Source organism: Sphingopyxis sp. A083 (genome assembly GCF_001468495.1).
GTDB lineage: Bacteria > Pseudomonadota > Alphaproteobacteria > Sphingomonadales > Sphingomonadaceae > Sphingopyxis > Sphingopyxis terrae.
On the sequence record NZ_LNSK01000004.1, the window covers coordinates 131,267 to 156,017 of the forward strand.

25 protein-coding genes are annotated in these 24,751 nt (G+C 67.4%); 20 read left to right on the top strand and 5 right to left on the bottom strand.

Features of this window, described 5'->3' with window-relative positions; all coding sequences use genetic code 11:
* Positions 1-149 precede the first annotated feature (149 nt).
* The 7 genes from ATE59_RS09735 (at position 150) to ATE59_RS09765 (ending at position 7,237) form a co-directional block, all read left to right on the top strand.
* Entirely contained in the window at positions 150-959 is an 810-nt protein-coding gene (locus ATE59_RS09735) for an AcvB/VirJ family lysyl-phosphatidylglycerol hydrolase (protein ID WP_156416756.1), read from the top strand.
* A 1-nt stretch (position 960) separates the two neighbouring features.
* Positions 961-1,359: a DUF2147 domain-containing protein gene (locus ATE59_RS09740; protein WP_058812256.1), complete on the top strand. Its 399-nt coding sequence runs from the start codon at positions 961-963 to the stop codon at positions 1,357-1,359.
* Positions 1,356-3,953: a bifunctional lysylphosphatidylglycerol flippase/synthetase MprF gene (gene mprF, locus ATE59_RS09745; RefSeq protein ID WP_058812376.1), complete on the top strand. Its 2,598-nt coding sequence runs from the start codon at positions 1,356-1,358 to the stop codon at positions 3,951-3,953. The genes ATE59_RS09740 and mprF overlap by 4 nt, the downstream gene beginning before the upstream one ends.
* A 96-nt stretch (positions 3,954-4,049) precedes the next feature.
* Positions 4,050-4,457, top strand: coding sequence for a PDZ domain-containing protein (locus ATE59_RS09750; protein ID WP_197409156.1), 408 nt, complete (start codon positions 4,050-4,052; stop codon positions 4,455-4,457).
* Complete coding sequence (locus ATE59_RS09755; RefSeq protein ID WP_058812258.1) at positions 4,426-5,112, top strand: winged helix-turn-helix domain-containing protein; 687 nt, start codon at positions 4,426-4,428, stop codon at positions 5,110-5,112. Before ATE59_RS09750 ends, ATE59_RS09755 begins: the two co-directional genes overlap by 32 nt.
* Before the next feature lie 7 nt (positions 5,113-5,119).
* Positions 5,120-6,499, top strand: coding sequence for a sensor histidine kinase (locus ATE59_RS09760; RefSeq protein ID WP_058812259.1), 1,380 nt, complete (start codon positions 5,120-5,122; stop codon positions 6,497-6,499).
* A 93-nt stretch (positions 6,500-6,592) separates the two neighbouring features.
* Entirely contained in the window at positions 6,593-7,237 is a 645-nt protein-coding gene (locus ATE59_RS09765) for a response regulator transcription factor (RefSeq protein WP_058812377.1), read from the top strand.
* A gap of 212 nt (positions 7,238-7,449) precedes the next feature.
* On the opposite strand, the gene ATE59_RS09770 is transcribed toward ATE59_RS09765, so the two are convergent.
* Together ATE59_RS09770 and ATE59_RS09775 are read right to left on the bottom strand one after the other, a co-directional pair.
* Positions 7,450-8,499, bottom strand: coding sequence for an ACP S-malonyltransferase (locus tag ATE59_RS09770; protein WP_058812260.1), 1,050 nt, complete (start codon positions 8,497-8,499; stop codon positions 7,450-7,452).
* Positions 8,496-10,697, bottom strand: a complete 2,202-nt coding sequence (locus ATE59_RS09775) for a thiamine pyrophosphate-dependent enzyme (protein WP_058812261.1) — start codon at positions 10,695-10,697, stop codon at positions 8,496-8,498. Before ATE59_RS09775 ends, ATE59_RS09770 begins: the two co-directional genes overlap by 4 nt.
* 165 nt (positions 10,698-10,862) lie before the next feature.
* Between ATE59_RS09775 and ATE59_RS09780 the strand changes: the two genes are divergently transcribed.
* From ATE59_RS09780 to ATE59_RS09815, 8 genes are read left to right on the top strand one after another with little or no spacing between them, the layout of a single operon-like run.
* The gene (locus tag ATE59_RS09780; protein ID WP_058812262.1) at positions 10,863-11,558 is read left to right on the top strand and encodes a DUF4129 domain-containing protein; all 696 of its coding nucleotides are present in this window, start codon (positions 10,863-10,865) and stop codon (positions 11,556-11,558) included.
* Positions 11,555-12,790: a DUF4350 domain-containing protein gene (locus ATE59_RS09785; protein ID WP_058812263.1), complete on the top strand. Its 1,236-nt coding sequence runs from the start codon at positions 11,555-11,557 to the stop codon at positions 12,788-12,790. The genes ATE59_RS09780 and ATE59_RS09785 overlap by 4 nt, the downstream gene beginning before the upstream one ends.
* On the top strand, positions 12,780-13,745 hold the full coding sequence (locus ATE59_RS09790) for an AAA family ATPase (protein ID WP_058812264.1): 966 nt from the start codon (positions 12,780-12,782) through the stop codon (positions 13,743-13,745). The genes ATE59_RS09785 and ATE59_RS09790 overlap by 11 nt, the downstream gene beginning before the upstream one ends.
* On the top strand, positions 13,742-15,064 hold the full coding sequence (locus tag ATE59_RS09795; RefSeq protein WP_058812265.1) for a DUF58 domain-containing protein: 1,323 nt from the start codon (positions 13,742-13,744) through the stop codon (positions 15,062-15,064). Before ATE59_RS09790 ends, ATE59_RS09795 begins: the two co-directional genes overlap by 4 nt.
* Complete coding sequence (locus ATE59_RS09800; RefSeq protein ID WP_058812266.1) at positions 15,064-16,089, top strand: stage II sporulation protein M; 1,026 nt, start codon at positions 15,064-15,066, stop codon at positions 16,087-16,089. The genes ATE59_RS09795 and ATE59_RS09800 overlap by 1 nt, the downstream gene beginning before the upstream one ends.
* Positions 16,086-16,955, top strand: a complete 870-nt coding sequence (locus ATE59_RS09805; protein ID WP_082657377.1) for an RDD family protein — start codon at positions 16,086-16,088, stop codon at positions 16,953-16,955. Before ATE59_RS09800 ends, ATE59_RS09805 begins: the two co-directional genes overlap by 4 nt.
* Positions 16,942-17,631 carry a nitroreductase gene (locus ATE59_RS09810; RefSeq protein WP_082657378.1) on the top strand — a complete coding sequence of 230 codons (690 nt, stop codon included), beginning with the start codon at positions 16,942-16,944 and terminating at the stop codon, positions 17,629-17,631. Before ATE59_RS09805 ends, ATE59_RS09810 begins: the two co-directional genes overlap by 14 nt.
* A gap of 2 nt (positions 17,632-17,633) precedes the next feature.
* Positions 17,634-18,143 (top strand): hypothetical protein, encoded by a 510-nt coding sequence (locus tag ATE59_RS09815; RefSeq protein ID WP_058812267.1) that lies wholly within the window; start codon positions 17,634-17,636, stop codon positions 18,141-18,143.
* 9 nt (positions 18,144-18,152) lie between these two features.
* Here the strand turns inward: ATE59_RS09815 and ATE59_RS09820 are convergent, their stop codons facing one another.
* Complete coding sequence (locus ATE59_RS09820) at positions 18,153-18,599, bottom strand: hypothetical protein (RefSeq protein ID WP_058812268.1); 447 nt, start codon at positions 18,597-18,599, stop codon at positions 18,153-18,155.
* Positions 18,600-18,705: 106 nt separating this feature from the next.
* Between ATE59_RS09820 and gyrB the strand changes: the two genes are divergently transcribed.
* Positions 18,706-21,255 (top strand): DNA topoisomerase (ATP-hydrolyzing) subunit B, encoded by a 2,550-nt coding sequence (gene gyrB / locus ATE59_RS09825; protein WP_058812269.1) that lies wholly within the window; start codon positions 18,706-18,708, stop codon positions 21,253-21,255.
* 106 nt (positions 21,256-21,361) lie between these two features.
* Entirely contained in the window at positions 21,362-21,745 is a 384-nt protein-coding gene (locus tag ATE59_RS09830; protein WP_058812270.1) for a septal ring lytic transglycosylase RlpA family protein, read from the top strand.
* On the opposite strand, the gene ATE59_RS09835 is transcribed toward ATE59_RS09830, so the two are convergent.
* On the bottom strand, positions 21,742-22,668 hold the full coding sequence (locus ATE59_RS09835; protein WP_058812271.1) for a glutaminase: 927 nt from the start codon (positions 22,666-22,668) through the stop codon (positions 21,742-21,744). The genes ATE59_RS09830 and ATE59_RS09835 overlap by 4 nt on opposite strands.
* 94 nt (positions 22,669-22,762) lie before the next feature.
* Between ATE59_RS09835 and ATE59_RS09840 the strand changes: the two genes are divergently transcribed.
* Genes ATE59_RS09840 through ATE59_RS09850 form a run of 3 tightly spaced genes read left to right on the top strand, consistent with a single transcriptional unit; the run spans position 22,763 to position 24,046 of the window.
* The gene (locus ATE59_RS09840) at positions 22,763-23,236 is read left to right on the top strand and encodes a VOC family protein (RefSeq protein WP_058812272.1); all 474 of its coding nucleotides are present in this window, start codon (positions 22,763-22,765) and stop codon (positions 23,234-23,236) included.
* Positions 23,233-23,565 carry an ArsR/SmtB family transcription factor gene (locus tag ATE59_RS09845; RefSeq protein WP_120694152.1) on the top strand — a complete coding sequence of 111 codons (333 nt, stop codon included), beginning with the start codon at positions 23,233-23,235 and terminating at the stop codon, positions 23,563-23,565. The genes ATE59_RS09840 and ATE59_RS09845 overlap by 4 nt, the downstream gene beginning before the upstream one ends.
* Positions 23,566-23,575: 10 nt before the next feature.
* Complete coding sequence (locus ATE59_RS09850; RefSeq protein ID WP_231737234.1) at positions 23,576-24,046, top strand: SRPBCC domain-containing protein; 471 nt, start codon at positions 23,576-23,578, stop codon at positions 24,044-24,046.
* Between the two features lie 31 nt (positions 24,047-24,077).
* Here the strand turns inward: ATE59_RS09850 and ATE59_RS09855 are convergent, their stop codons facing one another.
* On the bottom strand, positions 24,078-24,740 hold the full coding sequence (locus ATE59_RS09855) for a YggS family pyridoxal phosphate-dependent enzyme (protein WP_058812380.1): 663 nt from the start codon (positions 24,738-24,740) through the stop codon (positions 24,078-24,080).
* Between the last annotated feature and the right edge of the window lie 11 nt (positions 24,741-24,751).

The following is a 24,751-nucleotide window of genomic DNA, read 5'->3' on the forward strand; positions in this document are numbered from 1 at the left end:
AGGGGGCGATCCCGCCTTGGACAAACCCCTATTAGGCGGCCGCGACCGACGGGGTGATGGCCGCGACATGACAATATGGTAATTTGCGCGCCAGCATCCGAACGGCCGACCGGTTCCATAACGCGATCCTGCTCAATGGGAGTATCCCCGTGACTGCGCACGCCGACCTGGCATCGATCGCCGAACCCGCTTCGCCCGTCGCCCGCCGCGGCGGCGTGGGGCGCGGCGTCCGGCTGGCCCTTGCCGGCCTGCTGCTGGCGCTGCTCGCGCTCGGCGATTTCTATGTCTGGGCGGGCTATTATCACGGACCCCTCTACCGCGATCTCGCGTCGGACGCCGCCGGACCCGACCGGCCTGCGATCGTGATGCTGTCGGGCGACATGGGGAACAAGGTCGGCATGACCCCGCCGGTGTCGCGGCGGATCAATCGCCGCGGCTATGCGGTAGTGACGGTCAATTCGCTCGCCTATTTCTCGCCGCGCCGGACGCCTCAGGAGGCGGCAACGCTGATCGAGAATGCGATGGCGCGGGCGATGCGGCTCGGCCGCACGCGCCGCGTCGTCCTGATCGGGCAATCCTTTGGCGCCGACATGCTGCACGCCGGTCTCGCCGCGATGCCCGCGGCCGACCGGACGCCGATCAGCGCCGTCATCCTGATCGTCCCCGGCCACGATATCATCTTCCGCGCCTCGCCGATCGAACTCGCCGGTCTCGAAATCCCCGACCAGCTCGCCCTGCCGACCGCAGCGCAGCTCGACTGGGCGCCGCTCACCTGCATCTGGGGCATCAAGGAAAGTGACAGCCTGTGCCCCGAACTGACCTTGCCCGGCGTGCGCAAGATCGCCTTGCCGGGCGGGCACAAGCTGCAATCCGACGACGCGGCGCTCGAGGCCGCGATTTTCCCTGCCATTGCGCATGCGACCGACCGGATGCACGCACCGCCCCAACGGAGAAACTGATATGAAGGCTCTGGCAATCGCCCTGCTGCTCGGCGCCGCGACCGGCATTCCGGCCCCGACGCCCGCCGCCAGCCCGATCGGCGTCTGGCAGAATCCGAAAGGCACCATCCTGGTGCGCACACGCAATTGCGGCGCGATGCTGTGCGGCAATATCGTCTGGGCCAGCCCCACCGCCCTCTCCGATGCGCGCGACGCCGGGGTCAATGCCTTGATCGGCACCGAATTGCTCAGCGACTATCGCGCGACGGGTGCGGGGCGCTGGACCGGGCAGGTCTATGTGCCCGACCAGGGTCGTCGCTTTTATTCGACGATCGAGGTAAGGAACCCGAACAGCTTGCGAATTTCGGGTTGTATCCTGGGCGGGCTGATCTGCAAACATCAGGAGTGGACGCGTCGATGACGGTTTTCGGGGGCGTGCGATCCTGGGCCTCGCGGCATCGCCGGACGTTGTCGATCGCGGCCGCGCTGGTCGTCGCGGCGCTCGGCTTCACCGCGCTCTATCATTTGCTGCATTCGGTGCGCCCGCACGCGATTCGAGAGGCTTTTCGCGCGGTTTCCAACGCACAGATCGGATTCGCGCTGCTGCTGACCGCGGCCAGCTATCTGCTGCTCACCCTTTACGACACCGGCGCATTGCGCGTCATCGGCCGCAAATTGCCCTGGCGCACCGCGGCACTCGCCTCCTTCACAAGCTACACGCTCAGCCACAATCTGGGCCTGGCCCTCCTGACCGGCGGCTCGGCGCGCTACCGCGTCTATCGCGCCGCGGGGCTCAGCGGCGGAGAGGTCGGCAGCGTGATCGCGCTCGCCAGCCTGAGCTTCTGGAACGGCGTCGTTCTGCTCGCGGGTCTGGCGGCGATGGCGAGTACGCAGTTGCTGCCGATTTTCGACATCGGCCTGTCGCTGCACTGGTTGCATCTCGGCGGGATGGTCGTCGCGACCCTGTGCCTCATCCCGCTGCTGCTCCGCCATTTCGGGCTGACCGCGCTCGACATCGGCGGGTGGCGCACCCCGATCCCGGACCTGAAGACAAGTGCGTCGATGACGCTCGTCGCCGCGCTCGATCTGGCTGCGGCCAGCGCGGCGCTGTTCGTGCTGCTGCCGGCGCCCGACCCCGCCGCCTACCCCGCCTTTTTCCTTGGCTATGCCTTCGCGATCATCGCGGCGCTGGTCAGCCATGTGCCCGGCGGGCTGGGCGTGTTCGAGGCGGTGGTGATCGCGATGGTTCCCGGCGACAAGGCGCAGCTCCTCGCCGCGCTGCTCGCCTATCGCGTCATCTATTATCTGCTGCCGCTGCTGCTCGCGGCGCTGCTGCTTGCCTGGCACGAAAGCAAGGCGTGGCACGCCCCGGCGCGCCAGTTCGCCGCGGCGGGCGAATCGCTGCTCCGCGAACTGGCACCGCCGCTGTTCGCCGCACTCGTCTTCGCCGGCGGCCTGATCCTGCTCCTGTCGGGGTCGACCCCCGCCGAAGCAGGACGGATGCACGATTTGCGGCATATCCTGCCGCTGCCCTTCGTCGAAGCATCGCATATCGCCGCCAGCCTGTCGGGCACGCTGCTGCTCTTTCTAGCGCCCGGCCTGCTGCGCCGCCTCAACGGTGCCTTCGTCGCGACGCGTGCGCTGTTGCTAGCGGCCGCCATCTTTTCGCTGACCAAAGGGTTCGACTATGAGGAGGCAGCGATCCTCCTCGCCATCTGCGCCGCGCTGCAGTGGAGCCGCCCGGCCTTTTATCGCAAGACCGCGCTGATTGACGCACCGCTGTCGACTGGCTGGATCGTCGCGGCGCTGATCGCCATTCTGGGGTCGGCTTTCGTCGGCCTCTTTGCCTATAAGCATGTCGATTATACCAGCAGCCTGTGGTGGCAGTTCAGCTTGCGCGGCGACGCCCCCCGCTTCTTGCGCGCGAGCTTCGGGATCGCGGTGCTGATTACCGGCCTCGCGCTGTGGCGGCTCTTTGCGCCGACGGCCCGCACGGCGCGCGATGCGCCGGTGGGGTTCGATGCGCTCGAACCGGCGCTGGCGCTCAGCGACAGCACCGATGCCTTTCTGGCCTACACCGGCGACAAGCGCTTCCTGCTCGCCGACGAGGGCGACGCCTTCCTGATGTACCGGGTGCAGGGCGGCAACTGGATCGTGATGGGCGATCCGGTCGGCAACGAGGATCGCTGGGCCGATCTCTTGTGGAAGCTGCGCGAGATGGCCGACGCGGCGCAGGGACGCATCCTGCTCTATCAGATCAGCGCGGCGTGCCTGCCGCAAGCGATCGACCTTGGGCTGTCGATCGTCAAATATGGCGAAGAGGCGCGCGTCGAGCTTGCCCGCTTCACCCTTGCCGGGCCGCGGGCAAAGACGCTGCGCCACGCCGAGCGCCGCGCGGTGCAGGACGGCGCCGAATTCGCCGTAATCGCCGCCGCCGAGGTTCCCGCGCATCTGGCCGAACTCAAGGCCGTGTCGGACGATTGGCTACACGCGAAAAAGCAGCGCGAAAAGGCGTTCAGCCTCGGCAGCTTCGATCCCGCCTATATGGCGCGCTTTCCCTGCGCGGTGGTCCGGATAGGGGGGCGGATCGTCGCTTTCGCCAATATTTTGGCGACCTCCAATGGCGCCGAAATGTCGGTCGACCTGATGCGCCATGTGAAGGACATCCCCTATGGCGTCATGGACTTCCTGTTCATTCGCCTGATGCAGTATGCGCAGCAATCGGGCTATCGCTGGTTCACGCTCGGCATCGCGCCCTTGTCGGGCATCGAGGGGCGCAAGCTCGCGCCCGCATGGGCGAAGGGCGCCGCCTTCGTCTTTCGCCATGGCGAGATGCTCTATGGTTTCGAAGGCTTGCGCAGCTACAAGGCGAAATTCGCGACCGATTGGCAGCCACGCTACATCGCCGGACCCCGCGGCATGGCCTTTGCGCAGGCAATGGCGGCGGTGCACCAGATCGTCTCGCGCGCACCGGTCCGCAAGGATACGCGCGTGCCCGTCGCCGCCACGGCTTGATCGCCGGCAAAATTACCGCAGTTTCATCTGCACGCCATCGGGCGGTGGGACGCGGCCTGCTACGCCGGTCCAATGGACCCGCCGCGCATCCGATCCATGCCGCCGACGGCCTCGTTGATCCTGCTGCTGGCGGGGATCATTTTTCTGTCGGCGCGGCTCTATGCCTCGCCGCATTCGCGTGGCGGGGGGCAGGTGGGGGGATTGACCTTCGAAGCGGAGCCTGTCCGGCGCCACCAGCCGATCGCGCTCGTCGTCACCAGCGTCGAGGACGGCGGCCCGGCGGCAAAAGCCGACATTGCGGCGGGCGACCGGATCGACCGGATCGATGGCCGCTCCATTGCGTCGGCGGCCGATGCCGCCGCGCGGCTACGCCGCGACGCGCGCAAGGGGGTGACGCTGCGAATTCGCCGTGGCATCCGGACAAGCTATAAGCATCTTCCCGCGACGCGCGGGCCACAGCCGGGGACAGTGCATGTCGCAGAAAATATTGCTCGTCGAAGATGACCGGACGACCGCCGACTTCATCAGCAAGAGCCTGACCGGCGAAGGCTTCGTCGTTGATCATGCCGCCGACGGCCGCGACGGCCTGTTTCATGCAACCGATGGCAGTTACGACGCGATCATCCTCGACCGCATGCTGCCCGGCATGGACGGCATGGCGCTGCTCGCGGCGATGCGCGCCGCGCAGATCGCGACGCCCGTCATCATCCTGTCGTCGCTGGGCGCGGTCGATGCGCGGGTCGAAGGGCTGACGTCGGGCGCCAATGATTATCTGGTCAAGCCCTTCGCCTTCTCCGAGCTGCTGGCCCGGCTCAAGCTGCTCCTTGCCAAGCCCGGCAACGGCCCTCAGGTCGAAACGGCGCTGCACTGCGAGGATCTGGAAATGAACCTGCTCAATCGCCGCGTGACGCGCGCCGGCAAGCGGATCGAACTGCAGCCGCGCGAGTTTCGCCTGCTCGAATATCTGCTCCGCCACAAGGAGCAGGTGGTGACGCGCACGATGATGCTGGAGGGGGTTTGGGAATATCATTTCGACCCCGGCACCAATGTCGTCGATGTCCATGTCAGCCGCCTGCGCCGCAAGATCGACGACGGGTTCGCGACGCCGCTGGTCCATACGATCCGCGGCGCGGGCTATATGCTCGGCGCCGCGAGCTGACCGGCGCATGCGCGCGCGCTTCTTTCAATCGACGATCGTCCGCCTGACGCTGGCGCTGGTGATCGCGCAGGTCGCGGCGCTGGCGCTCGGCCTGACGATCATCCACCGCTTCACCCAGGCGACGATCATAGACGACGCGCGAATCGCGGCCGAAGTCGCACGCGACGATTTTGCCGAAACCCAACGCCAGCAAGGGCCCGAAGCGCTGGTTCAGGCGATCCGCGACCGGCTCACCCGGCGCGACGACCGCAATTTCGTCGTGCTGTTGAAGGCACCCGACGGCACGCGCGTCGTCGGCAATCTCAGCCAATGGCCGGCGACGGTGTCCGACCATGAAGCGTGGCGCGAAATCCGCCTGTTCCGGCAGGATGCGGCCGAGGCCGAACCGATCGGGTTGATTACCACGCCGCTTCCCGGCGGCTATGCCCTGCTGACGGGCGAAGTGCTCGAGGCGCAGGTTCAGCTCGCGCGCGCCAGTCAGGCCGCCTTTCTGTTCGCGCTCGCGGTCGGCATCACGATCGCCGGGATCGTCGCCGCCTTCGTCGCCTGGCTGCTCGGACGGCGCATCGACGTATTTTCGCGCGCCGCCTCCGCAATCGTCGGCGGCCGGCTCGACGCGCGGGTGGAGCGCGACCGCACCGGCGACGCCTTCGACCGGCTGGGCGTATCGATCAACGCAATGCTCGACCGGATCGAAACGCTGGTCGGCGAATTGCGGATGCTCACCGATTCGATGGCGCATGATCTGCGTTCGCCGGTCGCGCGGATGAAGGCGAAGCTGGAACAGGCGCTGGTCCGCGCGCGCGACCCCGAAACGACGGCGGCGCTTGCCGGTGCGATCGATGAGGCCGATAGCCTGCATCGCCTGCTCGACACCGCGCTGGAGATCAGCCGCGCCGAGGCGGGCATCGGCCGCGACCAGTTCACGCGGTTCGCACTCGCGCCGCTGCTCGAAGACATGGCCGAAGTCTATGGCCCGCTCGCCGAGGACGAGGGTTTTGCGATCGCGGTGACGGCACCCGTCGATCTCGACGTGGTCGCGCACCGTGAAATGCTGGTCCGCGCGCTGTCGAACCTGATCGACAATGCCCTGAAATATGCGGCCGGCGGCACTCAGATCCGGCTGACCGCAGTCCGGGAAGCCGGCGATGCGATCAACCTCGCGGTAATCGACGACGGTCCCGGCATCCCCGCCGACCGCATCGCCGAAGCGTCGCGGCGCTTCGTCCGGCTCGATCCCGCGCGTAGCGGATCGGGTGCGGGGCTGGGATTGTCGCTGGTCGAGACGATTGCGCATATGCACGGCGGCCGGATGACGATTACCCCGGCCGAGCCCCACGGCACCGTCGTCACGCTTCGTCTGCCGGTCGTCGCGCCGGCGGCCTGATCGCCACGACCGCGAAGACTTCGAATTGACGCCGAAGCCGAGGCGACCCTGCTCGGCGGCGGCGGGCACCGCTGGCACCATGGCGTCATGCAAATGTCCGGTGCGCATATCCATCTGGTGCTTCCCGACGCCACCGAGCGCGCCGCCTGCTTCCGCGCGCTTGCCGATGGCCGTCATATCGTCCGCAGCTTTGCGAGCGGCGCCGACTGGCTCGACGCGGGGGCGGCCGACGATTGCGCCGTCCTGCTTTTCCACTGGGACCAGCCCGGCGCGGTCGATGGCGGCGCGATGCTCGCGGCGATCGCACAGTCGCCCGACATGGCCTGCTTCGTCGCCGCAAGTCGGCTAAGCGTCAGCGAAAGCCGCTCCATCCTGCGCGGCGGCGCGAACGATCTGCTGCCCGCCCCGCTCGATCCGCGGCTCGTCCGGTCGGTGATCGGCGATGCGTGGACGGCTTGGGAAAGGCAGCGCGCACTCTACGCCGACCGGCGCGCCGCCGAGGCGCGCCTCGCCGCGCTGACCCCGCGCGAACGCGACATATTGGATGCCATCGCGGCCGGGCTCGGCAACAAGGCTATTGCGCGGCGGCTCGACGTCAGTCCGCGCACCGTCGAGGTACACCGCGCCAATATCATGCGTCGGTCGGGCGCGGCGAGCGTCGCCGAGCTGCTGCGGCTACGCTTCACCGTCGAATTCGCACGGGGACCAAGCGCCAATCCCGTCCATTTCGGAGCTTGAAGTCCGCCCGTCACCGGCCAGCGCGATAGATTGGCCCCTATAAGAGAATCGAACGGTCCGTCGCCCCTGTGTTGGTCCCCAAGGGCGATCCGTTCGACCGCGCGTGCCATCCCCACCTGGCCGCGCATCCCAGCCGGGCCGGCGGAGGATGTTCCACTTCCGTCGGCCCCATTGGCACCTGCCCCTTCGCCGGACCTCGACAGACAGACGGGCTAGCCCGTGACGAGCGCGCGCTGTTCCGGGCGGCCCATCGACAGCAGGATCGGGTCCGCCGCCTGACGCGCCATGAAGTCGGCCTTGCCCGCGATTCCCTGCCATTCGATGCCGATCAACGCCTGCGCGATCGCGCCGCCCAGCGTATCGCCGGGGCCGGGCAGGATGATCACGTCGGGCGCATATTCCTTGACCGCAACCTGCACCGACAGCGCAAAATCATAGGGCGCAAGGATCTGATGCCCGAAGGTATAGTCCCAGATGCCCCAGGGATTGCTGGAAAAGCGCCGCCAGATATGACCGCGGCCGTCGACCATCGGCAGATCGGGCATGCCGAACAGCGCCGGGGGCAATTCGACCTTCGCCTTGTCCGAACTGCCGACCATCAGCGGCGTATGAAAGGGGCCATGTCCCGCCAGCCGCAACGGATCGCGGCCCGGCGTCGGCGGCGCCTCGGCAAGCAAGGCGGTCAGCCCCTCTTCATTGCCTGCGAGGACGAGCATGCCGGCGAGGTCGATCGAAAGCGCGAGCGCATGACCCGGGCGCGCGGCGATGTCGGCGACGAGCGCCAGCAGGCTGGCGCGCAGCCCCGGTACGGGGCGCCAGTCTTCATCGACGATTTGCACCAATATCTGCCCGCCCGGCCCGTGCGTCTGGCTGTTGAGACCCATCGCATTGGCGATGCGAAAACCATCCTCGACCGACACTGCGCCTGCAAGCGCGAGCGCGCTGTACCAGCCCATCGAATTGCCCGCGACCGCGACGATGTCATAACGGGCGCGGTCGATGCTGAGCCAGTCGAGCAGGGTCGCGGTGTAGATCAGCGGGGCCGCGACATCGCCGCGCATGTGCGTCGCGACGCTGAAGCGATCGGCGCCATCGAGTTCGCTGACCGTCGGCTGGTCCCGCTCGCGGCGCTGGGCGTCGAACCCGGCGATGATATCGCCGAAGCGCGCGCCGTGCAGCCGCGCGATGCTGCCAAGCTCGCCCTTGCCATAGGTGCCGCGGCCGGGGGCGACGACAAGCGCGGTCTTCTTCGCCGCCGTCATGCCAGCAGCTCCTTCGCGGCGGCGTAGATCGAATCGCGGCTTGGCAGCGTCACCGTCGCCGCCTTGCCCAGCGGGATGAAGCTGTCCTCGGCGGCGATGCGCGCCAGCTTCTTCTCCGGCGTGCGTTCGGTAAACAGCGCCATCAGCGCCTCGCTTTGTGAACCGGTGATGCGGCATTCGTCGACGATCAGGACGCGTTTCGCCTCGCCGACCGCGGCAACGAGCTTGTCGGCATCGACGGGACCGAGCCAGCGCAGGTCGATTACGCGCGCCTTGACGCCGTCGGCGGCGAGCAGCTTTTCGGCCTGCCGCGAGAGATAAGTGCCGTTACCATAGGTCACGATCGCCAGATCGGTTCCGTCGCCATGCACGCCGACATCGCCGAGCCGGATCGACGTCCCTTCGCCGGGCGCTTCATAGGCGCTCGTCCACAGGCCATCGCCCTCTTCGTGCAAGTCGCGCGTCATATAGAGCGCGATCGGTTCGACGAAGACGACGACGCGCTGCTCCTCGCGCGCCAGCCGCACGCATTCGCGCAGCATCTGCACGGCGTCGCGTCCGTTCGATGGGACCGCCAGGATCACGCCCGGAATGTCCCGGAACACCGCCAGGCTGTTGTCATTGTGGAAATGACCGCCGAACCCTTTCTGATAGCCGAGCCCGGCGATCCGGATCACCATCGGGTTGGTATATTGGCCGTTCGAAAAGAAGCTCAAGGTCGCCGCCTCGCCGCGGATCTGATCCTCGGCATTGTGGACATAGGCGAGGAACTGGATTTCGGGCATCGGCACGAAGCCATTGTGCGCCATGCCGATCGCAAGGCCGAGGATCGCCTGTTCGTCGAGCAACGTGTTGATTACGCGCGCCGAACCGAAGCGCTGATGCAGCTTGGCGGTGACATTGTAAACGCCGCCCTTCGGCCCGACATCCTCACCCGCGACGACGATTTCGGGATAGGCGAGCATCAGGTCGGCGAGCGCCCAGGAGAGCAGCCGCGCCATATGCATCGGCTTGTCCATCTGGTTCGCGTCGCCGGCGAACAGCGCCGCGCGCTCGTCGACAGAGGGGCGATTGGCGGGCGGGCGGTCGATCTTCGGCGGAACCAGGCTCTCCATCACCGCCGCGGCGGTGGTCAGCTTGGGGCGGCGGATCGCGGCTTCGGCCTGCCGCGCCAGCGTTGCGCCGATCTCTTCATAGGCATCGGCGACCTCGGCGCCCGACATCCATCCCTGTTCGACCATCAGCGCCGCACCGGCGAGCAGCGGATCGCGCGCCTCGTCGGCTTCGATCAGCGCCTTGGGCAGATAGGCACCCTGCACGTCCGACCCGGCATGTCCGTAGAGCCGCACCGTCCCCATGTGGAGGAAGACCGGCTTGCGCGTGCGGCGCGCGAAGTCGGCAGCCTCTTTCGCACCCGCATAGGCCGCGACAAGGTCGGTGCCGTCGCATTGGACATAATGCAGCCCGGCGCGGTGGCGGAACTGCGCCTCGATCCACCCAGTGGGCGTGCGCGTCGAAATGCCGATCCCATTGTCTTCGCACAGGAAGATCATCGGCAACGGCGTACCCTGAAAAGCCGACCAGCCCGCGGTGTTGAACGCGCCCTGCGCGGTCGAATGATTGGCCGACGCATCGCCGAAACTCGCCAGAACCACCGCGTCTTCGGGCAGCGGGAGGCCGCACATGCCCAGTCGCCGCGCGATACCGATCGAAAAGGCGGCACCCACGGCCTTGGGCAGATGCGACGCGATCGTCGATGTCTGCGGCGGGATCGCGAGCGGCTTCGACCCGATGACCTTGTGCCGCCCGCCGGAAATCGGATCCTCGGCCGAAGCGGCGAAGCTCAGCAGCATGTCCCAGTCGGGGGTCTGCCCGGGGAGCTGGCGCGCGCGGTGAAGCTGAAAGGCGTTCGAGCGATAGTGGAGGAACGCCATGTCGGTGACGCGCAACGCCGCCGCGACCGCGGCATTGCCCTCGTGCCCAGACGATCCGATGGTATAAAAGCCCTCGCCGCGCGCCTGCAGCGTCCGCGACAGCCGGTCCATCTGGCGACTGGTGAGCTGCGACAGGAAAATGTCGGTGGCATCCGACCGAGTCAGCCCGGCACGCGCGGGATCGGGCGCATCGGCGCGGCGCGCGAGTGTCCCGCTCGCCAGCGCGCCGAGAAATTTTTCATGTACCGCCTGTGCCGCGTCCACGCTGTCCTCCTGCCGGTCTTCCGGTTGCCGGTGCAACCATTTCGCCGCCGTCTCGCGCAGCTAGAACGGGGGCTGCGGGCGTGCAAGCATCCTCTTGCGTCGGTGCTGCGCCTCGCGCTACCACCGCGGGGCGATGGTGCAGCGGGGCGAGGCCATAATTTCAATATGATGTCGATCTGGATCGCCCAGGCGTCGGCCGCCGCCGCTGCACCCGATCAGGGCTGGCTGCTTGATCCCGAACTCGTCGATCCGGCCTATGGCCAGACGGTTGCCCGCGGCGATATCCAGACGGCCTTTCCCGCGCCGCCGCCGCCGCCCGAGGTTCCCGACTGGCTGAAATCGCTGTTCGAGACGATCGGCCGCTTCTTCGAATGGAGCGCGCCGGCGCTGAAGCCGATGCTGTGGGGCGGCGCTATTCTGCTGGTGTTGCTGATCCTCTATTTCACCGTCCCTGCCTTTGCGCGCTGGGTCAACGAACTGCCCTTCCTCCGCAAGACGGGAGCGGGCGCCGAGGCGGAGGAGGCGGGCGCGGCCGAAGCGGGCGCGGCGCGCGCACTGCTGGCCGAAGCCGACGCGCTGGCCGCCGAAGGGCGCTTTGCCGAGGCGGTCCACATGCTGCTCTATCGCAGCGTCGAAGACATCAGCGCGCGGCGGCCAGGGCTGGTACGGCCCGCGATGACGTCGCGCGAACTGGCGGAAGCGCGGGATCTGCCGGGCGTCGCGCGCAGCGCTTTCAGCCGCATCGCTCGCTCGGTCGAAATCAGCCTGTTCGGCGGCCGGTCGATCGACGCCGCGGCATGGGACGCGTGCCGCGGCGCCTATTCGGAGCTGACGGTGCCGAAGAACTGGGCGCGCGCATGACGGGGCGCAGCGACCGCGACAATCCCTTCGATCCGCGGCTGATCGCGGCGGTGGTCGCGGTGGGGGTCGTCGCCTTCATCGCGCTGTGGGCGCTGGTTGCGCTCGGTCCGCAGCTGTCGAGCGGCAATGACGGCGGCGGGCACGCGCTGTCGAAGGCGGCGCCGGGCTTCGCGGGCATCGTCGACCTCGCCGAACGCGCCCGCGCCGATGTCGAGCTGCGCCGCAGCGTCGATACGGCGACCTATGACGACGACAAGCCGCTGCTCGTCCTGACGCCCGCAGCCGATACCGATGCCGAAGATGTCGCCGATATACTGGCGAAACAGGGCAATGGCCCGGTTCTGCTCGTCCTGCCCAAGTGGCGGACGATGCCGGGCACCGGCGAGGGTCACAAGCCGGGCTGGGCCGGTTTCGGCGTGCCGCTGCCCGCCCCCACCCGCCTGCTGCCGCAAAGCTATTTCGGGACGGTCGAGATCGCGATGCCGCAGGCGAAGGCGCAGGCCGTCACCGCCGATGTCGCGCGCCGCCGCTTTGCCGTGCCGCTGCCGGACAATGCCCAGACGGTTAGCGGCGCCGGTCTCGAGACGCTGATCCCCGGCGCGAACGGCGGCGCGGTGCTGGCGCGGACGAGCAATCGCGAATTCTATGTTCTGGCCGAGCCCGACCTGCTCAACAATCTGGCCTTTGCGTCGCGCGACAAGGCGCATGCCGCGGCCATGCTGATCGATGCCGTTGGCGAGGATGCGGAAGCGGCAGGGATCGCCTTCGACCTGACGCTCAACGGCTTCGGCGGCGGTCGATCGCTGCTGCGCTTCGCCTTTGTCCCGCCGTTCATCGGGATCACCCTGTGCCTGATCGCCGCGGGCCTGCTCGCGCTGTGGCAGGCATGCGCGCGCTTCGGCCCCGCGCTGCGTCCGGCGCGCGCAATTCCGATTTCCAAACAGGCGTTGATCGCCAACAGCGCCGATCTGATCCGGCAGGCGCGCCGTGAACTCGACGGGGCCGATGCCTATGTACGCAGCCAGCGCGGCGCGATCGCACGCCGGTTGCATGCCCCCGGCGGTCTGAACGCCGAGGAAACCGACGCATGGATCGACCGCCATCTGAAGGCGGATAGCGGCTCCTTCGCCACTCTCGCGCGCCGCCTCCCGCTGGCGCGCAACACCCATGAATTTCTGGCAGACGCGCAGGCGCTGCACGACATCAGGAAGGAATTATTGCGTGACGGCTGACACTATCGAGGGCGTTCAGGCGCTCGGCGCGGCGATCGAGGGCGAAGTCGCCAAGGTCGTGTTCGGGCAGCAGGATCTGACCCGCATGGTCACGATCGCGCTGCTCGCAGGGGGCCATGTGCTGCTCGAAGGCCCGCCGGGAACCGCCAAGACGCTGCTCGCGCAGGCTTTCGCCCGCGCCGTCGGGCTCGATTTCGGGCGCATCCAGTTCACCCCCGACCTGATGCCCGGCGACATATTGGGATCGAACCTTTTCAACTTCCAGACGTCGAGCTTCACCCTGACCAAGGGGCCGATCTTCACCGAGTTGCTGCTTGCCGACGAAATCAACCGCACCCCGCCCAAGACGCAGGCGGCGCTGCTCGAGGCGATGCAGGAACGGCGCGTGACGATCAACGGCGAGCCGCACCCGATGAGCCCGCGCTTCACCGTACTGGCGACGCAAAATCCGATCGAGCAGCAGGGCGTCTATCCGCTACCCGAGGCGCAGCTCGACCGCTTCCTGTTCAAGCTGGTCGTCAATTATCCCGACGCCGACGAGGAGCGGCGCATCGTGGCCGAACATGGCGGGCGCTTCAAAAGCCCTGCGGTCGCCGATTTCGGCGTTGGGCAGGTTGCCGACGCCGCGACGATCGGCACCGCGATCGACACGATCGCGACCGTGCGCCTGGCCGACGAGATCGTCGACTATATCGTCCGACTGGTGCGCGCGACCCGCGAAAGCGCCGACCTCGAATGCGGCGCGAGTCCGCGCGCGGCGAGCCTGCTCGCCCGCGCCGCCTGCGCCGCCGCCGCGCTCGACGGCCGCGACTATGTGATCCCCGACGACGTCCAGCGGCTCGCCGGCGGCGTATTGCGTCACCGCGTGATCCTGTCGGCCGCCGCGGAGATCGAGGGACGCAGCGTCGAACAGGTTGTCGCCGCGCTGCTCGACCGGGTGGACGTGCCGCGGTGATCTACCCGACGCGGCGCGCGATCTATCTGCTGCTGCTCGGCGCCCCCGTGGCGCTGGCGCTCGGCCTGCTGCGCCCCGACCTGTGGCTCGTCGCGCTCGGCTGGATTGCGCTCGTCGCCGTGGGGCTGCTCCTCGATACGCTGACCGGCGCGGCGCCGCGCAAGCTCGCGCTCGACGCCCAGTTCCCGCTGCAGATCGGGGTCGGCGAACCGTTCGAAATGATGCTTGCGGCGCGCGCGCCGGCCCTTCCGCGCCGCGCCGAGTTCGCACTGTCGCTCGACGAGCGGCTGGCGCCGGGCGGCCGCATCGCGGCGGCTTTCGAAACGGTGGGCGACGGCGAAGATGCCGCGCTCGCCCATCGGCTTCCGCTGACCGCGTCGCGACGCGGGCAGGCAGCCGTGGATGCGCTCTGGGTGCGCTGGGCGGGACCGCTCGGCCTGGTCTGGAAACAGCGCCGCTTCGCGATCGACCGCGCGATCAGCGTCGTGCCCAATATGCGCCTCGTTACCGACGAAGGCCGCCGCCTGTTCCAGCGCAACAGCTGGTTCGGGCTCCGCCAGCAGAAGCTGCGCGGCGAAGGCCATGAATATGAGGCGCTGGCAGAGTATCAGCCGGGCATGGATCGGCGCGCGATCGACTGGAATGCATCGGCGCGGCACGTCAAGCTGCTTGCCAAGGAATATCGGGTCGAGCGTGACAACCGCGTCGTGCTGGCAATCGACGCCGGTCGCACGATGGCCGAGCCCGTCGGCGCGATGCCGCGCGTCGACCGTGCGGTATCGGCGGCGCTGCTGCTCGCCTATGCAGGGCTGAAGCTCGGTGACCGGATCAGCCTCTTTTCCTTTGCCGCCAAGCCGATCGGCATGACCCCCGCCTATATGCACACGCAGGATTTTCCCGCGCTGCAACGCGCGGCGAGCCGCATCGACTATGCGCCGGTCGAGAGCAATTTTACGCTCGCGCTGTCGACGCTCGGCGCCGAGCTCAACCGCCGGTCGCTGATCATCCTGTTCACCGAATTCACCGATGCGACGAGCGCCGACCTGATGATCCGCGCTGCGGGCCGGCTGGTCAAGAAACACCGGCTGCTGTTCGTCGTCATCAAGGACGAGGAGCTGGAGGCGGAAGAACGCCGCCGCCCCGAAAGCGGATCGGACGTGACGCGCGCCAATGTCGCCGCGGCGATGCTGCGCGATCGCCAGTTGGTCATCGCACGGCTCCAGCGCCTGGGCGCCGACGTTGTCGAAGTCCCCGCGGATGCGATGGGCGCGCATGTCGTCGAAGCCTATCTGGGCATCAAGCGGCAGGGGAGCCTGTGATGGAAACCGCGCGCCCGACCGACGCCTCCGGCTTTTCGACCAGCCGTTTTCGCGCCGAGCGCGAAGCCGACTGGATCGCCTTCGACACGCTGCTGGGCCGTCTCGAGACGCGCGGTGCCAAGGCGCTGTCGAGCGACGAGCTGCTCCAGCTCCCGATCCTCTATCGCGCGACGCTATCGTCGTTATCGATCGCGCGCGCGACGATCCTCGACAAGGCGCTGCTCGACCACCTCGAAGGGTTGGCGATGCGCGGCTATTTCCTGATTTACGGGGTCCGCGAAACGCGGCTCAGCCGCCTGCGCCGCTTCTTCCTTTACGACTGGCCGGCGGCAGTGCGCGCGGTGTGGAAGGAAACGCTGATCATCGCGCTGATCATCACGCTCGGCGCGCTGACAAGCTGGTCGCTCGTCGCGCATAATCCCGAATGGTATTATAATTTCGTCCCCGAAGAGATGGCGGGCGGGCGCGACCCGCGCGCGACTGCGGAGTTTCTGCGCTCGACGCTGGGGCACGGCAAGGCGGGCGGCGAGGATCAGGGCGCTCTGCACGTCTTTGCGACCTTCCTGTTTACCCACAACAGCCGCGTTTCGATCATGTCCTTCGCGCTCGGCTTTGCCTTCGGCGTTCCGACGATGATGCTGGAATATTATCAGGGGATCGGGCTGGGCGCGATGCTCGCGGTCTTTTCGTCCAAAGGGTTGGGCGTCGATTTCGGCGGCTGGCTATTCATCCACGGCACGACCGAATTGTTCGCCGCCGCCTTGTCGGGAGCGGCGGGGCTGCGGATCGGCAGCGCGGTTGTCTTTCCCGGCGCTCGCTCGCGCCTCCAGGCCGCCGCCGAGGCAGGCCGCACCGCGGGCAAGGTGATGGTCGGCGTCATTCTGATGCTGCTCGCCGCCGGCCTGCTCGAAGGGTTCGGGCGCCAGCTCATCACCGATACCGTGACGCGCTATGCGATCGGGTCGCTGATGCTCACCTTCTGGCTTGCCTATTTCTACATCCCGCGCCGCGAGAATGTCGCTTGAGCGCGGCGGGCAATCTGCGGATGCGCGCGGCGCAGGAAAAGAAGCTGCGCGAATTCGTGACGCCGGAGGGCGTCGATCTGCAATTGCGCATCGCAAGCGCGGCGCTCCGGCTCGGCGCGCTGCTGATCGACCTGATCCTTATCGTCCTGACGCTCGTCCTGTTCACCCTGCTGATCCTTTGGGCCGGGCTCGCTTCCAACTCGTCGATCGCGGTGACGGTCTGGCTGCTCGGCGCCTTTATCCTGCGCACTTTCTGGTTCATCGGCTTCGAACTTGGCACGCGCGCGGCGACACCCGGCAAGCGGCTGATGGGCATCCGCGTCGTCGCGCGTGACGGCGGCCGGCTAACCGCCGATGCGGTGGTCGCGCGCAACCTGATCCGCGAGCTCGAGCTGTTCCTTCCCCTCACCATGATGGGCGTCGGCGCGGCCGAGGATATGGTGTCGGGCTGGACCGCGCTCGCGGGGGTCGCCTGGTCGCTGACGCTCAGCCTGTTCCTGCTCTTCAACCGCGACCGGATGCGGATGGGCGACCTTATCGCCGGCACCTGGGTCGTGATGGCCCAGCGCGCGAAGCTCGACCGCGACATCACCGCCGACGGGGCCGGGGTCGATGCGATCCGCTTCACCGACGCCGAACTCGCCGTCTATGGCATCTATGAATTGCAGGAACTGGAACGCGTGCTGCGCGGCGGCGATCCGCGCGCGATGCGCGACGTCGCCGACACGATCCGCGGCAAAATCGGGCGCCCCGTCGCCGAAGAGGATGACGTCTTCCTGACGAGCTATTATCGGCAGCTCAAGGCCCGGCTCGAGCGCGGGTTGCTGTTCGGAAAACGCCGAGAGGATAAATATGCCAGCGAATGAAGCCCTGTCCGTTGCCGACGCATTGCACCGCCGCCGTTCGGTGCGCGCCTTTTCGAATCGCGCGGTCGACCGGACGGTACTGGCGCAGATTTTTGCCGATGCGCAGCGCGCGCCATCGGGCGGCAATTTGCAGCCGTGGCAGGTGACGGTCGTTACCGGCGCGCGCTGGGAGCGTGTGAAGGCGGCGGTGGCGGCGCGGATCGCGATGGGGCGCGACGGTCAGCAACCCGAATATGACATCTACCCGCGCGGATTGACCGACCCGTGGGAAAGCCGGCGCTTCGGCGTCGGCGAGGCGCTCTACGCCTCGCTCGGTATCCCGCGCGAGGACAAGCCGGGCCGGCTCGCTCGGTTCATGGAGAATTACCGGGGTTTCGGCGCACCGGTGATGCTTTTCCTCCATTGTTCGCGCATCATGGGACCGCCGCAATGGGCCGACATGGGCATGTGGCTCCAGTCGGTGATGCTGTTGCTCGTCGAACATGGCCTTGCAAGCTGTCCGCAGGAGTGCTGGGCGATGTATGGCGCGACGATCCGGCACGAGCTGGAACTGGGCGACGACCAGATCTTGTTCACCGGGCTGGCGATCGGCCATGCCGATGCGGCGGCGCCGGTGAATCAATGGCCGGTTCCGCGCGCCGAACTGGATGAGGTGATCGATTGGCAGGGGTTTTGAGGATGGTTTGGGGCGGCAAGACGGCGGGGTTCACGGCCATGGCGGCGACGGCGCTGCTGCTCGCCGGCTGCGCCGCGATTCCGAAGGCCGAAGCCCCGCCGCCCGCCCCCGCGCAGCAACCGCCCGCTGTGAGACCGCCGCCGCCAGCCCCCGCGCCGACGCAAGGGTGGGACGACCGCGCGCTCGATCGCGGCGCCTGGCGCTATGATGCCGGCAGCCGCAGCGCGATCTTCGCGCCGTCCGCTGGCGCGGCGCCGTTGCTGACCATGGCGTGCAGCGGCGGCGCTATCCGGCTGACCGCCGCGCTCGACGGCACCGTCGCACTGCGCACCAGCGCAGCCACCGACCAGGTGCGCTTCGACGGCGGTACGGCGATAGTACCGAGCCGCGACATCCGGCTCGACCGCATCGCCTTCAGTCGCGGCCGCTTTGCGCTCGAAGCCGCGAACGGCCGGGCGCTGACCCTACCCGTCCAGTCCGAAATCGGCCGCGTGATCGAGGATTGCCGTTAGGCAGCCGAGCTAGGCGCCGAGCCGTACCGTTCCGCCGCGGATCCAGCCCCAGCGGCACGGTCCCTGATATTCGCGCGCGCTGCTGACCGAGCGGCCGACGCCGCACATATCCTCGTCGGTGCCGGGGGCCGCGAAGACGATACCGAACCAGGCGTCGTCATCGGTTGCCTCGCACACCGACACCTTCATCGCGCCGGGCAGTTTGGCCTTCACGGCGCGCGTTTCGCCCGGCGCCCAATAGACATCGGTGCCGCCGTCCTTGACGCGGCTGATGCTGGAGCAGGCGGGAAGCGTCGGGCCTTCGGTGCCGGTCATCACCGCGCGCGTCGCAAGCGGCGGGCCGGCGACAACGGGGGCGTTGTCGGCGGGCGGCGCAGGCTGCGAGCAGCCGGCGAGCGCGAGCGCGGCAAGCGCAACGGCGGAAAGGATCGAACGGGGGGTGGCAGGGCTTTTCATCCCACGAAACTAGCCGCCGCCGCCGCCGCGCGCAACGCCCGTCGGCAGCGCGCCGAGCGGCGCATTTTTGCTTGGGTTTTGCGGCCGCCGACCCTATATAATCGGCATGACAGATACCCCCGTGAGCAGCGCGAGCGAAGGCGCCCCCAAACAGCCCAATCAGAACAGCTACGGCGCCGATTCGATCAAGGTGCTGAAAGGCCTCGACGCCGTGCGCAAGCGGCCTGGCATGTATATTGGCGACACCGACGACGGGTCGGGTCTGCATCACATGGTGTTCGAAGTCAGCGACAATGCGATCGACGAGGCACTCGCCGGCCATTGCGATCTGGTACTCATCACGCTCAACAGCGACGGATCGGTCAGCGTCGAGGACAATGGGCGCGGCATCCCGACCGGCATCCATGCCGAAGAAGGCATTTCGGCGGCCGAGGTCATCATGACCCAGCTTCACGCGGGCGGTAAGTTCGAGAACACGAGCGACGACAATGCCTATAAGGTGTCGGGCGGCCTGCACGGCGTCGGCGTATCGGTCGTCAATGCGCTCAGCGAATGGCTCGAACTCACGATCTGGCGCGATGGCGAAGAGCATTGGATGCGCTTCGAACATGGCGATTCGGTTGCGCCGCTAAAGGTCAACGGGCCGGCGCCTGCGGGCAAGAAGGGCACCCGCGTCACCTTCATGGCGTCGACCGATACCTTCAAGAATGTCACCGAGTTCGATTTCGAAAAGCTGGAACATCGCTATCGCGAGCTCGCCTTTCTCAATTCCGGCGTAAGGATCAAGCTGGTCGATGCGCGCCACGCCGAACATGTCGTCCACGACCTGTTCTACGAGGGCGGGATTGCGGCCTTCGTCAAATATCTCGACCGCAACAAGAATCCGCTGCTGCCCGATCCGATCGCGATCAGCAGCGAGCGCGACGGCATCGGCATCGACGTCGCGCTCGAGTGGAACGACAGTTATTATGAAAATGTCCTCTGCTTCACGAACAATATCCCGCAGCGCGACGGCGGCACCCACCTCGCCGCTTTCCGCGCGGCGCTGACGCGCACGCTCAACGGCTATGGTGAAAAATCGGGCCTGCTGAAGAAGGAGAAGGTCAGCCTGACCGGCGAGGATATGCGCGAAGGCTTGACCGCGATCGTCTCGGTCAAGCTGCCCGATCCGAAATTCTCCTCGCAGACCAAGGACAAGCTTGTCTCGTCGGAAGTGCGCCAGCCGCTCGAAAGCCTGATGGCCGACCGGATGACCGAATGGCTCGAGGAAAATCCCGCCTATGCCAAGGCGGTGATCCAGAAGGTGATCGACGCCGCCGCGGCGCGCGAGGCCGCGAAGAAGGCGCGCGAATTGACCCGTCGCAAGGGCGCGATGGATATCGCGAGCCTGCCCGGCAAGCTTGCCGATTGCCAGGAACGCGACCCCAGCAAATGCGAACTCTTCCTGGTCGAAGGGGATTCGGCAGGCGGCAGCGCAAAGCAGGGCCGGGACCGGCATGTGCAGGCGATCCTGCCGCTGAAGGGCAAGATTTTGAACGTCGAGCGGGCGCGCTTCGACCGCATCATTTCGTCGAAGGAAGTCGGCACGCTGATTCAGGCGCTCGGCACCGGGATCCGCGACGAATTCAACATCGAAAAGCTGCGCTATCACAAGATCGTGATCATGACCGACGCCGACGTCGACGGCGCGCATATCCGCACGCTGCTGCTCACCTTCTTCTACCGCCAGATGCCCGAGATCATCGAGAATGGCCATCTCTACATCGCCCAGCCGCCGCTCTACAAAGTCGCAAAGGGGCGCAGCGAGGTGTATCTGAAGGATGACACCGCGCTCGAAAATTACCTCGTCGATGCCGGGATCGACGCGCTGATGCTCGAAACGCCGGGCGGCGCACGATCGGGCAACGATCTGCGCGGCCTGATCGAGCATGGCCGACGACTCCGCGCGCTGATGCGTTACGTCCCCCGCACGCTCGATCATGGGCTGGTCGAGGCACTGGCGCTGGTCGGCGCCCTCGATCCGGCGCTCGATACGGCCGGACGCCACAGCGCTGCGGCAACTGCCGCGAACTGGCTCAATGCCGCCGAGCGCGCGCTGACCGGCGGCGCCGAAGCGGTGTGGACCGTCGAGGCGGTCGAAGGCGGCGGCTATACGCTCGAACGCCGCTGGCGCGGAGTGAGCGACCATCACGCGATCGATGCCGGTTTCCTCGCGAGCCAGGAGGCGCGCCGCCTTCACAAACTCGCCGCCGAACAGGCCGAAACCTATGGTGGCCCCGGACGGCTGGTGAAAGCCAGCGCTGCTACGGTCGTCGAGGCCGACAGCGATGCCGAGGGCGAGGATGGCGAGGCACCGACCGCCGCGAGCGCCGCAAAGGCCGCGCCGATGACGCGCCCGTCCGAATTGCTCGATGCCATCTTCACGCACAGCCGCCGCGGCCTGTCGATCAGCCGGTACAAGGGACTGGGCGAGATGAATGCCGAGCAATTGTGGGAAACCACGCTCGATCCCGCCAACCGCTCGCTGCTGCGCGTCGAGGCCGAACAGGCCGATGTCGCGCATGAAATCTTTGAGCGGCTGATGGGTGACGAGGTCGAGCCGCGGCGCGATTTCATCCAGACCAACGCGCTGTCGGTTGCCAATCTGGACGTCTGAGTCACCAAACCACTAGGCGCAGAATCAAACCGGCACGGCGCGGGCGGCTTGCAAGCCGCTCGCGCCGCTGCTTTGAGCGCTCCACCTGAAACGGGGGAGGCTGCGCATGCGGCGCGTGATGGCGATGAGTTTGGCGTTGATACTGGCGATGCCGGCGGTGGCGCAGGATCAGATCGGCGGCGGCGAGACCGAAATCGGCAACGGCACGGCAAGCTATTGCGGCCGCGAACTCGCGGGCAATCGCACCGCGAGCGGCGAGCGCTTCGACCCCGATCAGATGACCGCCGCGCACCCCACGCTCGCCTTCGGCAGTAAGGTCCGCGTTACCAACCTGTCCAACGGCCAGAGCGTGATCGTCCGCGTCAACGACCGCGGCCCCTTCGGCGGCCGCCGCGTCATCGATATTTCGCAGGCCGCGGCAAAGGAAATCGGCATGCACCGCAGCGGCACCGCCAAGGTCAGCCTGACGCTCGTCGCCGACCAGGATTAATCGAACACCGACCAACCCGCCGCATAGGCGAAATGTTCGAGCGCGAGCGCGCCGACGAGCGATGTTCCGGCTTCGTTGAGGCCCGGCGAACAGACCGCGATCGACCCCTGCCCCGGTGCGATGCACAAGATGCCGCCGCCCACTCCGCTTTTGCCGGGCAGGCCGACGCGAAAGGCGAATTCGCCCGAATTGTCGTAGTGGCCGCACAGCATCATGATCGCGTTGATGCGCCGCGCGCGGTGCGGGTCGAGAAGCTGTTCGCCGGTGCGCGGGTCGCGGCCCTCGAAGGCCAGGAACAGGCCGGCCTGCGCCAGCTGGCGACAGCTCATCGACAGCGCGCATTGGCGGAAATAGACCGACAGCACCGTCTCCACCGGGTGGCGCAGCGTCCCGAAGGCGTCCATGAAATAGGACAGGCTGCGGTTGCGCGCGCCGGTATCATTTTCCGACCCCGCAACCCCGGTGTCGATCGCCACGCTAGCGTCGCCCGCTCGCGCTCGCATGAAGGCGACGATCTCGTCGACCGCCTCGTCGGCCGAGCGACCGTCGATCAGCCGGTCGGTGGTCGCGATCGCCCCGGCGTTGATGAACGGATTGCGCGGCACCCCCTGCTCGCTTTCGAGCTGGACGATCGAGTTGAATGCACTGCCCGACGGTTCGCGGCCGACGCTGTCCCATAGCGAGCTGCCGACCCGGCGCAGCGCGAGGGCGAGCGTGAACACCTTCGACACCGACTGGATCGAAAAAGCCTCGTCGGCGTCGCCCGCGGTGTGGACTGTTCCGTCTGGGAGCGCGAGGGCGAAGCCGAAGCGATCGGGATCGACCCCGGCGAGGGCGGGAATATAATCGGCGACCTTGCCCTGGCCGCGGTGCGGTAGCGCGGTCTGATAGGCTTCGGCGACGCAGCGGGCGAGATCGGGCATGCCATTTTCTAGCAACTTCACACGCAATTGCATTTAGTTTCGTTTTTTGATAAATATTCTTCATTCTGAAAATAATGAGTCGAAGGAGAGAGACATGGCCGAAACGCACCGCCCCAAAGGGCTGTCGAGCGCGATCAGCTATCGCGACAGCAAGGCGGCGTTCCGCTGGCTGGAAGGGGCCTTCGGGTTCGAACCGCTGTTCGTGCTGCTCGACGTCGACGGCAATCTCGCGCACAGCGAAATGGGCTATGGCGCCTCGGTGGTGATGATCGGCAACGAATGGTCGGACGATCACAAGAGCCCGCAGTCGATCGGCGGCAAGAACACCCAGAGCGTCCATGTCCAGCTCGCCCCCGGCGAGGATATCGACGCGCATTGCGCGGCGGCGCGCGCGGCGGGCGCCGCGATCATCGCCGAACCCGAGACGCAATTTTATGGCGACCGCACCTATCGCGCCAAGGATCCCGAGGGGCATATCTGGACCTTCGGCGTCACGGTCGCGGCCAAGACCGCCGCCGAATGGGACGCCGAGGGCGGCTTCACCACCCAGACGCGGCTCGACGATTGAGCGCGGCTGCGGTCGATGCCGTGTTTGCGGCGCTTGCCGACCCGCGGCGGCGGCGCGCGGTCGAACTGCTCGGGCGGCGCCCCTATAGCGCCGGCGAGCTGGCGGGCACGCTGGGCCTCGCGCCGCCCGCGATGAGCCGGCACCTCAAGGCGCTGAAAGATGGTGGGCTGGTCGAGGATCATTATCTGCCCTTCGACGCCCGCGTCCGCATCTATCGCCTGAAGGACGGCGCAACCGACGCGCTCAAGGGCTGGCTCGCCGAAACCGAAAGCCTGTGGAGCGAGCAGCTCGCCGCCTTCAAGGCGCATGTCGAGCGCGGCGCGCCATGAGCCGCGCGCCATGAGCGGCGCCGCGGTGATCGTCGCCCTGCGCGTCGCGGCCACCCCGGCGCGCGCCTTCGAGGTGTTCACCCGCGACATCGGCAGCTGGTGGCAAAGCCATCCGCTTTTCGAGCTGGCGCGCGGCGACGACGGCGTGCCGCGCTTCGACCCCGCGGGGCCGGGCGGACGGCTGGTGACGCGCTTCGCCGACGGCCGCGAATGGGAGATCGGCCGCGTCCACGCGTGGGAGCCCGGCAAGCGGCTTGCCTTCGACTGGCGCGTTCCCAGCTTTGCCGCCGACCAGACCACCGAAGTCGAGGTGCGCTTCGACGCCGTCGGCGCCGAAACGCGCGTCACCGTCGAGCATCGCGGCTGGGATCAAATCCCGCAAAGCCATGCCGCGCGCCACGGCTTCGACCTGATGCTGTTCCAGCGCCGCCTCGGCGAACATTGGCGCGGGCTATTAGCAGCGATGGGCCGCCGCTTGTAAGGCGATCCGTAGGCTTCTGCGGGTTTGGGGCCTAGTCGCGCGCGCCGAAGAGGGCGGTGCCGACGCGGACGTGGGTCGCGCCGAGCATGACCGCTTTTTCATAATCGCCGCTCATTCCCATCGAGCGTAGCGGCAGGCCGTTGCGCTCGGCCAGCTCGTCGAGGAGCGCGAAATAGGGCGCCGGTTCCACGTCGGCGGGCGGGATCGCCATCAGGCCGTCGATCGCCAGCCCGGCCGCCTTCGCCTCGGCGAGCAGCGCCGCGAGATCGGCGACGGCGCAGCCGCCCTTCTGCTCCTCGTCGCCGATATTGACCTGAACGAAAAGCTGCGGCCGCTTGCCGAGCTTGTCGCACGCCTTGGCGAGCGCCTGAACGAGCGAGCTGCGATCGACCGAGTGAATGGCGTCGAACAGCGCGACCGCCTCTTCGGCCTTATTCGACTGGAGCTGACCGATCAGGTGCAGCGTCAGATCGGGGGCTTCACCGCGCAGGGCGGGCCACTTGGCCGCCGCCTCCTGCACGCGGTTCTCGCCGAAATGGCGCTGGCCGGCGGCGATCAGCGGGCGGATCGCATCGGCATCATGCGTTTTCGACACCGCGATCAGGCACACGTCGCCCGCCTTGCGTCCGGCGCGGCGCGCCGCCTCTGCAATGTTCGTCCCCACCTCGGCCAGCCGGCTTGCCGCATCGCTCATATCGTCATCCT

What these genes read in the sequence shown, in the direction of transcription:
- ATE59_RS09765 (WP_058812377.1), top strand. Translation starts at nt 6,593, where the DNA reads ATGTCCGGTGCGCATATCCATCTGGTGCTTCCCGACGCCACCGAGCGC.
- ATE59_RS09840 (WP_058812272.1), top strand. Translation starts at nt 22,763, where the DNA reads ATGGCCGAAACGCACCGCCCCAAAGGGCTGTCGAGCGCGATCAGCTAT.
- mprF (WP_058812376.1), top strand. Translation starts at nt 1,356, where the DNA reads ATGACGGTTTTCGGGGGCGTGCGATCCTGGGCCTCGCGGCATCGCCGG.
- ATE59_RS09760 (WP_058812259.1), top strand. Translation starts at nt 5,120, where the DNA reads ATGCGCGCGCGCTTCTTTCAATCGACGATCGTCCGCCTGACGCTGGCG.
- ATE59_RS09780 (WP_058812262.1), top strand. Translation starts at nt 10,863, where the DNA reads ATGATGTCGATCTGGATCGCCCAGGCGTCGGCCGCCGCCGCTGCACCC.
- ATE59_RS09800 (WP_058812266.1), top strand. Translation starts at nt 15,064, where the DNA reads ATGGAAACCGCGCGCCCGACCGACGCCTCCGGCTTTTCGACCAGCCGT.
- ATE59_RS09770 (WP_058812260.1), bottom strand. Translation starts at nt 8,499, where the DNA reads ATGACGGCGGCGAAGAAGACCGCGCTTGTCGTCGCCCCCGGCCGCGGC.
- ATE59_RS09810 (WP_082657378.1), top strand. Translation starts at nt 16,942, where the DNA reads ATGCCAGCGAATGAAGCCCTGTCCGTTGCCGACGCATTGCACCGCCGC.
- ATE59_RS09835 (WP_058812271.1), bottom strand. Translation starts at nt 22,668, where the DNA reads ATGCCCGATCTCGCCCGCTGCGTCGCCGAAGCCTATCAGACCGCGCTA.
- ATE59_RS09755 (WP_058812258.1), top strand. Translation starts at nt 4,426, where the DNA reads ATGTCGCAGAAAATATTGCTCGTCGAAGATGACCGGACGACCGCCGAC.
- ATE59_RS09740 (WP_058812256.1), top strand. Translation starts at nt 961, where the DNA reads ATGAAGGCTCTGGCAATCGCCCTGCTGCTCGGCGCCGCGACCGGCATT.
- ATE59_RS09830 (WP_058812270.1), top strand. Translation starts at nt 21,362, where the DNA reads ATGCGGCGCGTGATGGCGATGAGTTTGGCGTTGATACTGGCGATGCCG.
- ATE59_RS09815 (WP_058812267.1), top strand. Translation starts at nt 17,634, where the DNA reads ATGGTTTGGGGCGGCAAGACGGCGGGGTTCACGGCCATGGCGGCGACG.
- ATE59_RS09855 (WP_058812380.1), bottom strand. Translation starts at nt 24,740, where the DNA reads ATGAGCGATGCGGCAAGCCGGCTGGCCGAGGTGGGGACGAACATTGCA.
- gyrB (WP_058812269.1), top strand. Translation starts at nt 18,706, where the DNA reads ATGACAGATACCCCCGTGAGCAGCGCGAGCGAAGGCGCCCCCAAACAG.
- ATE59_RS09785 (WP_058812263.1), top strand. Translation starts at nt 11,555, where the DNA reads ATGACGGGGCGCAGCGACCGCGACAATCCCTTCGATCCGCGGCTGATC.
- ATE59_RS09850 (WP_231737234.1), top strand. Translation starts at nt 23,576, where the DNA reads ATGAGCGGCGCCGCGGTGATCGTCGCCCTGCGCGTCGCGGCCACCCCG.
- ATE59_RS09820 (WP_058812268.1), bottom strand. Translation starts at nt 18,599, where the DNA reads ATGAAAAGCCCTGCCACCCCCCGTTCGATCCTTTCCGCCGTTGCGCTT.
- ATE59_RS09750 (WP_197409156.1), top strand. Translation starts at nt 4,050, where the DNA reads ATGCCGCCGACGGCCTCGTTGATCCTGCTGCTGGCGGGGATCATTTTT.